The sequence below is a fragment of the Cupriavidus sp. GA3-3 genome (assembly GCF_000389805.1).
GTDB lineage: Bacteria > Pseudomonadota > Gammaproteobacteria > Burkholderiales > Burkholderiaceae > Cupriavidus > Cupriavidus necator_D.
The window spans coordinates 356525-365378 of sequence record NZ_KB944478.1 but is presented as its reverse complement, the minus strand read 5'-3'; the positions used below and the strand labels follow the sequence as shown (position 1 = coordinate 365378).

Sequence of the window (8854 nt, the reverse complement as noted above, 5' to 3'; positions counted from 1 at the left end):
GGCCGGCTTGCGCTGCGCGGCCGGCGGCGCCACATCCGCATCCGGCACCGCGCCGGGCACGGCCACGGCGCGCAGCACCGTCTGCTGGATCACATCGCGCCAGTGCGCCAGCGCGGGCGGGCTCATCATGGGTTCGCCCAGGAAGGCGCTGAGCGTATGATGGTTGGAGTTGTAGAAGTAGCCAAGCGAAGCGATCACCATATAGACATCGCGCGCGCCCGCGTCGGGCCGGAACAGCCCCGCGGCTTTGCCGCGCGCGAGGATGCCGTCGAGCACCGACAGCGCGTAGCTGGAGATCTCGCGCAGCCGCACCGACTTCTTCGCGTGCTTGCCCTGGCTCATGTTCTCGCTGGTCAGGATGGCGACGAACTCCGGATGGTCGAGGTAGTACTGCCAGACGAAGTCGATCAGCTGCGACAGCGCGCGCACGGGGTCGGCGGCGTCGAGCTCATGTTCCAGCTGCTGCTCGGCTTCATTGAGCTGCAGGTAGATGGTCTCCAGTACTTCGACAAACAGCTTTTCCTTGCTGCCGAAGTAGTAATAGATCATCCGGTCGTAGGTCTTGGCCAGCGACGAGATGCGTTCGATGCGGCCCCCGTCGTAGCCGCGCTGGGCGAAGACCTTGATCGCAGCCTTCAGGATGCGGTCGCGGCTGTCCTGCGCTTGTCTGGCCCGCGTGCCGGCTGGCGCCCGCTTTGCGGTTGGCTTGGGCGCGGTCGTGATCGTCATGGTCGATGCTTGGGCTATTCCACTGTTGGCTTGCAGTATAACGGGCGCCCCGGGGCGCAGCCGGTGAAGGAGATGGCAGAACGATGACGGCAACCAACCTGCAACCCTCGGCACAGGCCGACGCCGAAACGCCGCGCACGCTGCGGCTGGCGCTGCTGCAGGCCACCGGCGTGCTGCTGGTGACGCGCGCCCCGCAGGCGGCGCCGCGGCCCGCGCCGGGCCAGCCCGGCGCGGCTTCGGACTACGTGCCGGCGCTGCCGGACATCTTCATTGCCGTGCGCGACAGCGGCGAGGTGCTGGCCTTCAATGGCCACGTCGACCTCGGCACCGGCATCCGCACGGCCCTGGCGCAGATCGTGGCGGAAGAACTCGACGTGCCGCTCGAACGCGTACGCATGGTGCTTGGCCATACCGAAGCCACCCCCAACCAGGGTCCCACTATCGCCAGCGCATCGATCCAGATTTCGGCGCTGCCGTTGCGCCGCGCCGCGGCACAGGCGCGTGCGTGGCTGCGGGCGCGTGCCGCGCAGCGGCTCGGCGTGGAGGCCGGCGGTCTGGAGGCAGAGGACGGCGTGTTCCGCGATCCCGGCACGCAGGCCAGCATCGGCTATGGCGCGCTGCTTGCCGGCGAGCACCTGGAACTGCCGCTGGCCGAAGACATACCGACCAAGCCGGTCGAGTCCTACCGCATCGTCGGCCGCGCCGCGGGCCGCGTCGATATTCCCGGCAAGGTGCGCGGCGCGCTGACCTTTGTCCACGACGTGCGCGTGCCCGGCATGCTGCATGGCCGCGTGGTGCGGCCGCCGTATGCCGGGCGCGACAGCGGCGACTTTGTCGGCAACAGCCTGCTGGAAGTCGACCGCGACTCCGTGCGCGACGTGCCCGGCCTGGTCGATGTGGTGGTGCAGGGCGATTTTGTCGGCGTGGTGGCCGAGCGCGAGGAATACGCGGTCCAGGCCGCGCGCCGGCTGCGCGTGCGCTGGAAGCCGGTGCCGCCGCTGCCCGCGCTGGACGATCCGGAGCCCGCGCTGCGCGCCAATCCGGCCACGCGGCGCGAGTTGCTGTCCGACGGGGAGCCGCCGGCAAGCGGCGCCGGCACGGTCTTGCAGCGGCGCTTTGTCTGGCCGTACCAGATGCATGGCTCGATCGGCCCGTCATGCGCCGTGGCCGACTGGCATGACGATGGCCTGACGGTGTGGTCCGGCACGCAGAACCCGCATGTGCTGCGCATCGACCTGGCGAGGCTGTGCGGGCTCGGCGAAGACCGCATCGAGGTCGTGCGCATGGAGGCCGCCGGCTGCTACGGGCGCAACTGCGCCGACGATGTCTGCGCCGACGCGGCACTGCTGTCGCGCGCGGTCGGGCGGCCCGTGCGCGTGCAGCTATCGCGCGAACAGGAACACCTGTGGGAGCCCAAGGGCGCGGCCCAGCTGATGGACGTCAGCGCCACGCTGGGGCCGGACGGCGCGCTGCTTGGCTATGACTTCACCAGCCGCTATCCGTCCAACGATGCGCCCACGCTGGCGCTGGTGCTGACCGGTGCCGTGCCCAACGCGCCGCGCACGCTGGAGATGGGCGATCGCACCGCCGTGCCGCCATACGCGTATGGCGCGCGCCGCATAGGTTGCGACGACACCCCCGCGATCGTGCGCGCGTCCTGGCTGCGTGGCGTGTCGGCGCTGCCCAATGCGTTTGCGCATGAGTGCGTGATCGATGAGCTGGCGGCAGAGGCGGGTGCCGATCCCGTGGATTTCCGGTTGCGGCACCTGCCGGATGTACGTGCCGCGGCCTTGCTGCGTGCCGTGGCTGAAGTGGCTGGCTGGCAGCGGGGCGTGGCCGGATCGCGGGGCATCGCGGATGCCGAAGGCCGGCTGCGCGGCCGGGGCGTGGCCTATGCCCGCTATATCCACAGCCGTTTCCCGGGCTTCGGCGCAGCCTGGTCGGCCTGGGTGGTGGACCTGGCGGTGGATGCCGGCAGCGGCCGCATCACCATTGAGAAGGTGGTGGTCGGGCAGGATACCGGCATGATGGTCAATCCCGATGGCGTGCGCCACCAGATCCACGGCAACGTGGTGCAGACCCTCAGCCGGGTGCTGAAGGAGCAGGTGCGCTTCGATGCGGATGGGGTCGCCAGCCGCGAATGGGGCAGCTATCCGCTGCTGACCTTCCCGGAAATCCCGCCGATTGAAGTGGTGCTGATGCCGCGCCAGTCGGAGCCGCCGCTGGGCGCGGGCGAATCGGCCTCGCTGCCGGGCGCGCCGGCGCTTGCCAACGCCTTGTTCGATGCGCTGGGGGTGCGGCTGCGCCGGCCGCCGTTCGTGCCCGAGACGGTGCTGGCGGCGCTGGCGGCGATGAATAGCTGACAGTTTTCTCCCCTCTCCCGCAAGCGGGAGAGGGGAGAAAACCCTCGGCGTCCGCGGGCCCTAGACGCCGTTCCCCTCGTCGATCTCACTCATCTTGCGCAGCAGGTAAGTCACCGCCACACGCTCGGCCGGATTCAGGCTGCCGAAGGTCTGCTCCGAGATTTCCTTCGCAAACGGCACGGTCTCATCGATCAGTGCCAGCCCGTCGGGCGTGACCGTCACCACCACCTTGCGCCGGTCAGTGGGATCGTGCGACACCGCAATCAGCTCACGCGACTTCAGCCGGTCGATGATGCCCCGCACCGTGGCCTGGTCGATGGCGGTGGCGCGCACCACCTCGTTCATCGAACACGGCTGGCGGTCCCTGACCGCGCACAGCACCACGAACTGTGCCGCGGTCAGCTGCGAATCCGGGATGGTCTGCTGGAAGATCGCCACATGGCGCTGGTAGGCGCGCCGCAGCAGGTGGCCCACCTGCTCGGTGAAGTCGTAGTCTGCGGCGGTCTTGCCGGAAGGCGGGTCGGAGGGCTGGGGCACGAACCTGGTGCAGTGGGTAAGGTGACCCAGAGTATACCGAGGAAGGGGGCAGGAAAGGTGGCCGGGAAGGTGGCCGGGAAGGTGGCCGGAGCCGCCGAGGTGATGCCCGATGCCATTGCGTCTTTTCGAATACAATCGTCGGGTCGTTTCGCGGGGCCGACGTGCCCGCCCGCTTTCCCCTGTATTCCCCGTGCCCGCCTCCCAGAAGTCTCTCGCCGCACCTGCCGCGCTGCCGTCGCCGCAGCGCTCGGGCCTTGTCATCGCCGCCGTCGGCGCGGTGCTGTTCTCCGCCAAGGCGATCGTCGCCAAGCTGATGTACCGCTACAACGTCGATGCGGTGATGGTGATCACGCTGCGCATGCTGTTCGCGGTGCCGCTGTTCATGGCGATCGGCTGGTGGCAGTCGCGCCGGCTGGCGCCGCTGTCGTGGGCGGATCGCGGCCGCGTGGTGTTTCTCGGCTTTATCGGCTACTACCTGTCGAGCTTCCTCGATTTCATCGGCCTGCAATACATCACCGCCGGGCTGGAGCGGCTGATCCTGTTCCTGACGCCGTCGTTCGTGCTGCTGGCCACCGCGCTGGTGTTCCGCCGGCCGATCGCCATGCGCCAGTGGCTGTCGCTGCTGCTCGCCTACGCCGGCATCGTGCTGGTATTCGCGCATGACCTGGACGTCAGCGGCAGCCAGGTGTGGCTGGGCGGCGCGCTGGTGCTGGGCAGCGCCATGACCTATGGTATCTACCTGATCCTGAGCGGCGAACTGGTGCGGCGTATCGGCTCGCTGCGGCTGGTGGCGTATGCGATGTGCGTCTCGACCGCCTGCTGCGTGATCCAGTACCTGGTACTGGGCCGGCCGGTGGCGGAACTGGCGCAGCCGGCTCCGGTGATGTGGCTGTCACTCGTCAATGCAGTGTTCTGCACCGTGCTGCCGGTGTCGCTGACCATGGTGGCGGTGTCGCGCATCGGCGCGCCGATGGCGTCGCAGGCGGGCATGATCGGCCCGGTGTCGACGCTGTTCCTGGCCTTCTGGCTGCTGGGCGAGCCCGTCAGCGGCGTGCAGCTGGCCGGCAGCGCGCTGGTGATGGGCGGCATGTATTTGCTGTCGGCAAGAAAGACGTGATTCCGGGCCGGCCCCGGAGCTGGCCCCCCAAAGACAACAGACAAAAGGAGAAAGACATGGATCTGGGACTGCGCGGCAAGCATGCGCTGGTATGCGGCGCCAGCAAGGGCCTGGGCTTTGCCTGCGCCGACGCGCTGGCGGCCGAGGGTGTTGACGTGGTGATCGTGGCGCGCGGCGCCGAGGCGCTGGAGAAGGCCGCGGCCGGCCTGCGCGCGCGCCATGGCCGCCGCGTGATCGCGGTGGCGACCGACATCACCACGCCCGAAGGCCGCAAGGCGGCGCTGGACGCCGTGGCCAAGCTGGGCGACCTCGACATCCTGGTCAACAACGCCGGCGGCCCGCCGCCGGGCAACTTCCGCGACTGGGAGCGCAGCGACTGGCTGGCCGCGCTGGACGCCAACATGCTGACCCCGATCGAGCTGATCAAGGCCACTGTCGACGGCATGATCGCGCGCAAGTGGGGCCGCATCATCAATATCACCAGCGGCGCGGTCAAGGCGCCGATCGATGTGCTGGGCCTGTCCAATGGCGCGCGCTCGGGCCTGACCGGCTTTGTCGCGGGCGTGGCGCGCGAAGTGGCGCAGCACGGCGTGACCATCAACAACCTGCTGCCGGGCCCGTTCAACACCGACCGCCTGCTCAAGACCATGGAAGGCGGCGCCAAGAAGGCTGGCCTGAGCGTCGATGAGGTGGCGCAGCGCCGCGCCGCGGCGAACCCGTCGCGCCGCTTCGGCGAGCCGGCCGAGTTCGGCGCCACCTGCGCGTTCCTGTGCAGCCGCCATGCCGGCTACATCACCGGGCAGAACATCCTGCTCGATGGCGGCGCCTACCCGGGCACCTTCTGATCCCGCTGCTTTCTCCTGTTTCCTGACGTTCACCGACCCCGCAACAAGGAACCCCTGATGACTCGCCCCCGCATCGCGTTGATCGCCCACGACCACAAGAAGGACGACATCGTTGCCTTCGCCACGCGCCACCGCGCCTTCCTTTCGCAGTGCGAGCTGCTGGCCACCGGCACCACCGGCGGGCGCCTGATCGACGAGGTCGGGCTGGAGGTGACGCGCATGCTGTCGGGGCCGTGGGGCGGCGACCTGCAGATCGGCGCGCAACTGGCCGTAGGCCTGGTGCGCGCCGTGGTGTTCCTGCGCGACCCGATGACGCCGCAGCCGCATGAACCCGATATCAACGCGCTGGTGCGCGCCTGCGACGTGCACAACGTGCCCTGCGCCACCAACGTGGCCACTGCCGAGCTGTTGATCGCCGGGCTTGCCCGCGAGGTCGACGAAGCGGCGGCCAGCTGAATTCCCGATCGATGCAACACCATAGCGAAGGAGCGACACAGATGAGCAAAGCCATCCGGATCGAGCAGACCGGCGGTCCCGAAGTCATGCAGTGGGTCGATGTCGAGGTGGGCGAGCCCGGCCCCGGCCAGCTGCGCGTGCGCCATGAGGCGGTGGGCCTGAACTACATCGATGTCTATTTCCGCACCGGGCTGTACAAGCAGCCGCTGCCGGGCGGGCTGGGCATGGAAGGCGCCGGCGTGGTCGAAGCGGTGGGCGAGGGCGTGCGCCACGTCGCCGTGGGCGACCGCGTGGCCTACGCTGGCCGACCCACCGGCGCCTACGCGCAGGTGCGGGTGATGCCGGCCGATATCGTGGTGCGGCTGCCCGATGCGATCCCGTTCGACACCGCCGCGGCGATGATGCTGCAGGGCCTGACGGCGCAGTACCTGATCCGCGACAGCTACAAGGTGCAGCCGGGCGACACGGTGCTGCTGCATGCCGCCGCCGGCGGCGTCGGCCTGATTGCGAGTCAGTGGCTCAAGGCGCTCGGCGTGACCGTGATCGGCACCGTCGGCAGCGACGAGAAGGCCGAACTGGCGCGCGCCAACGGCTGCGCCCACACCATCGTCTACACGCGTGAGTCGTTCGTGGAGCGGGTCAGGGAGATCACCAACGGCAAGGGGGTGCCGGCGGTCTATGACTCGATCGGCAAGGACACCTTCCAGGGCTCGCTCGACTGCCTGGCGCCGCGCGGCACCATGGTCAGCTTCGGCAACGCCTCGGGCCCGGTGCCGCCGTTCGACCTGTCGGTGCTGGGCAACAAGGGCTCGCTGCGGCTGACGCGGCCGACGCTGATGACCTACGTGGTGCACCGCGAACTGCTGGAGCCGATGGTGGCCGACCTGTTCGACGCCGTGGCCACCGGCAAGGTGAAGATCGACGTCCGCCAGCGCTACGCGCTGTCTGAGGTGGCGCAAGCGCATCGCGACCTGGAAGCGCGCAAGACCACGGGCTCGACCATCCTGCTGCCGAACTGAGCAACAGCCAGGCAGGCAAGCAAAAGCCCCGGGGCGGCAGGCGCTGCCCCGGGGCTTTGGCTTTGAGCGATGCCGTCAGTGCGGCCGGACCGTGGTGGCGGTGGCGCGCGTCTGCGCCTGGCGCAGGATATGCGGCGGCAGGCGCTTCAGGATCAGGTGCACCGCCAGCGGAATCAGCACCACGTCATCGACAATGCCCAGGCCCGCGACCACGTCGGGGACCAGGTCGATCGGCGAGATTGCGTAGAGCAGCAGCCCGATGGCGGCGGGCTTGAGCCAGGGCGGCGCGTCCGGATGGCGCAGCGCGTACCAGAACAGGCGCCCGTCGCGGCGAACCAGCGTCCACAGGGCCGAAAATCGCTTCCACATGAGAGGCCTCCTTCACATTGCGGGCGCCGGTTACTGGCGCATGCACAGATAGCTTGGGCCGTTATCGGCGGCTTCAAGTTCCGCAAGGTATGGGCGGTGCGGGGAGGGTGCCCGGAACGGGCGGCAGGGCGGGGAATTGTGGCGATTCCGCCCCCGCGCGGCGGAGGCGGGCGCCGCGCACCGTCACCGGCGCGCGGCTGGGCTGCGTGGCGAATCAGCCCGGGATCTTGCCTTCCACGCCTTCGACGTAGAACTTCACGCCATGCAGGAAGCCGTCGTCGGCCACCTGGTCCTTGGCCAGCTGTTCCTTGCCGGTGTTGTCCTTGATCGGACCCTTCCAGATCGGCGCGCTGCCGTCGGCGATGCCCTTCTTGCGCTCTTCGACCAGCGCCTTGACGTCAGCCGGCACATCGGCGTTGAAGCTCTTCAGGTCGATCATGCCTTCCTTCAGGCCCCACCACGTGGTGCTGTTCTTCCACTGCTTGTTCAGCACGTCTTCCACCACCTTGTTGTAGTAGACGCCCCACGAGATCACCGACGCGGCCAGGTGGGCCTTGTCGCCGAACTTGCTCATGTCGCTGTCCCAGCCGAAGGCGTGCACGCCCTTTTCCTGCGCGGTCTGCACCACGGCGGCGGAGTCGGTGTTCTGCATCAGCATGTCGACGCCCTGGCCGATCAGCGTGGTGGCGGCTTCGCGCTCCTTGCCCGGATCGAACCACTTGTTGACCCACACCACCTTGACCGTGGCCTTGGGGTTGACGCTGCGCGCGCCCAGCGTGAACGAGTCGATATTGCGGATCACCTCGGGGATGGGCACCGATGCCACCACGCCCATCTTGCCGGTCTTGCTCATCTTGCCCGCGACCACGCCCGCCAGGTAGGCGCCTTCATAAGTGCGCACGTCGTACTGGGCCAGGTTCTCGGCGGTCTTGAAGCCGGTGGCGTGCTCGAACTTTACGTCCGGGAATTCCTTGGCGACCTTGAGCATCGACTCCATGTAGCCGAAGGTGGTGCCGAAGATCAGCTTGTTGCCCTGGCTGGCCAGGTCGCGGAACACGCGCTCGGCGTCGGCCGCTGATTCGGGCACGTTCTCGACGAAGGAGGTCTTGACCTTGTCGCCGAACTTCTCTTCCACGGCCTTGCGGCCGTTGTCATGCGCGAAGGTCCAGCCGGCATCGCCGACCGGCCCGATATAGACGAAGGCGACCTTGAGCGGCTCGGCCTTCTGCTCGGCCGCGGGCGCGGAGGCCGCGCCCGCCGTCTCGGCAGGCTTGTCGGCCTCTTTCTTGCCGCAGCCCGCGAGGGTCAGCAAGGCGGTGGCGGCCAGGGCCGCCAGGGTCTTCCTGCGCGTGACGATCATGATTTCTCCTTGTGATGAATTGTTGGTAGCTCAGGGATTTCCGTCAAAAAACTCGAGGC

9 protein-coding genes are annotated in these 8854 nt (G+C 68.5%); 5 read left to right on the top strand and 4 right to left on the bottom strand.

The window, feature by feature from the left end; genetic code table 11:
• Positions 1 to 729: TetR/AcrR family transcriptional regulator (locus tag C265_RS15525; protein ID WP_010809250.1), on the bottom strand; the 729-nt coding region annotated here is incomplete at its 3' end.
• A gap of 83 nt (positions 730 to 812) precedes the next feature.
• On the opposite strand from C265_RS15525, the gene C265_RS15520 reads away from it, so the two are divergent.
• Positions 813 to 3092 (top strand): xanthine dehydrogenase family protein molybdopterin-binding subunit, encoded by a 2280-nt coding sequence (locus C265_RS15520; RefSeq protein ID WP_010809249.1) that lies wholly within the window; start codon positions 813 to 815, stop codon positions 3090 to 3092.
• Between the two features lie 60 nt (positions 3093 to 3152).
• Here C265_RS15520 and C265_RS15515 read toward each other — a convergent pair whose 3' ends face one another.
• Positions 3153 to 3629, bottom strand: a complete 477-nt coding sequence (locus tag C265_RS15515; protein WP_010809248.1) for a MarR family winged helix-turn-helix transcriptional regulator — start codon at positions 3627 to 3629, stop codon at positions 3153 to 3155.
• A gap of 229 nt (positions 3630 to 3858) precedes the next feature.
• Between C265_RS15515 and C265_RS15510 the strand changes: the two genes are divergently transcribed.
• Genes C265_RS15510 through C265_RS15495 form a run of 4 tightly spaced genes read left to right on the top strand, consistent with a single transcriptional unit; the run spans position 3859 to position 7066 of the window.
• Positions 3859 to 4746, top strand: coding sequence for a DMT family transporter (locus tag C265_RS15510; protein WP_037024398.1), 888 nt, complete (start codon positions 3859 to 3861; stop codon positions 4744 to 4746).
• Positions 4747 to 4802: 56 nt separating this feature from the next.
• Positions 4803 to 5591 carry an SDR family oxidoreductase gene (locus C265_RS15505; RefSeq protein WP_010809246.1) on the top strand — a complete coding sequence of 263 codons (789 nt, stop codon included), beginning with the start codon at positions 4803 to 4805 and terminating at the stop codon, positions 5589 to 5591.
• A gap of 54 nt (positions 5592 to 5645) precedes the next feature.
• Positions 5646 to 6047: a methylglyoxal synthase gene (locus C265_RS15500; RefSeq protein WP_174549480.1), complete on the top strand. Its 402-nt coding sequence runs from the start codon at positions 5646 to 5648 to the stop codon at positions 6045 to 6047.
• Positions 6048 to 6088: 41 nt separating this feature from the next.
• Entirely contained in the window at positions 6089 to 7066 is a 978-nt protein-coding gene (locus C265_RS15495) for a quinone oxidoreductase (protein WP_010809244.1), read from the top strand.
• Between the two features lie 75 nt (positions 7067 to 7141).
• Here C265_RS15495 and C265_RS15490 read toward each other — a convergent pair whose 3' ends face one another.
• The gene (locus tag C265_RS15490; RefSeq protein ID WP_010809243.1) at positions 7142 to 7435 is read right to left on the bottom strand and encodes a YkvA family protein; all 294 of its coding nucleotides are present in this window, start codon (positions 7433 to 7435) and stop codon (positions 7142 to 7144) included.
• Positions 7436 to 7649: 214 nt separating this feature from the next.
• Positions 7650 to 8795, bottom strand: coding sequence for a BMP family ABC transporter substrate-binding protein (locus C265_RS15485; protein ID WP_010809242.1), 1146 nt, complete (start codon positions 8793 to 8795; stop codon positions 7650 to 7652).
• Positions 8796 to 8854: the final 59 nt, after the last annotated feature.

Excerpts from the sequence above, each read along its gene's own strand:
- C265_RS15485 (WP_010809242.1), bottom strand. The coding sequence starts at position 8,795 with ATGATCGTCACGCGCAGGAAGACCCTGGCGGCCCTGGCCGCCACCGCC.
- C265_RS15490 (WP_010809243.1), bottom strand. The coding sequence starts at position 7,435 with ATGTGGAAGCGATTTTCGGCCCTGTGGACGCTGGTTCGCCGCGACGGG.
- C265_RS15520 (WP_010809249.1), top strand. The coding sequence starts at position 813 with ATGACGGCAACCAACCTGCAACCCTCGGCACAGGCCGACGCCGAAACG.
- C265_RS15505 (WP_010809246.1), top strand. The coding sequence starts at position 4,803 with ATGGATCTGGGACTGCGCGGCAAGCATGCGCTGGTATGCGGCGCCAGC.
- C265_RS15495 (WP_010809244.1), top strand. The coding sequence starts at position 6,089 with ATGAGCAAAGCCATCCGGATCGAGCAGACCGGCGGTCCCGAAGTCATG.